1 protein-coding gene is annotated in these 512 nt (G+C 67.8%); it reads left to right on the forward strand.

The window, feature by feature from the left end:
* Window positions 1-30: 30 nt before the first annotated feature.
* On the forward strand, window positions 31-512 hold a 482-nt coding region (locus tag J5M57_RS28090), incomplete at its 3' end, for an alpha/beta fold hydrolase (protein WP_207938491.1).

A 512-nucleotide genomic window follows, 5' to 3' on the forward strand; every position in this document is an offset into this window, starting at 1 on the left:
GTTTAGCCGCCCAGCCATAAGGCGGAACGAATGGAATCGATCGGCGTCGTCGCTCCACACACCATGCATTTCGCCGAACCGCTGCGCCTGCAAAGCGGCAGCGTGCTCGGCAACTATCAGCTCGTCGTCGAGACCTACGGCGAGCTCAACGCCGCGCGCTCGAACGCGGTGCTCGTCTGTCACGCGCTCAACGCGTCGCATCACGTCGCGGGCGTCTACGCGGACGATCCGCGCAGCACCGGCTGGTGGGACAACATGGTCGGGCCCGGCAAGCCGCTCGACACGAACCGCTTCTTCGGGATCGGCGTGAACAATCTCGGCGCGTGTTTCGGCTCGACGGGGCCGATGAGCATCGATCCCGCAACGGGCACGCCGTACGGCGCGCGCTTTCCGGTCGTGACGGTCGAGGATTGGGTGCATGCGCAGGCGCGCGTCGCCGACGCGTTCGGCATCGAACGCTTCGCCGCGGTGATGGGCGGCAGCCTCGGCGGGATGCAGGCGCTCGCGTGGAG

Source organism: Pseudomonas sp. 86_A (genome assembly GCF_017491705.1).
GTDB lineage: Bacteria > Pseudomonadota > Gammaproteobacteria > Pseudomonadales > Pseudomonadaceae > Aquipseudomonas > Aquipseudomonas koreensis.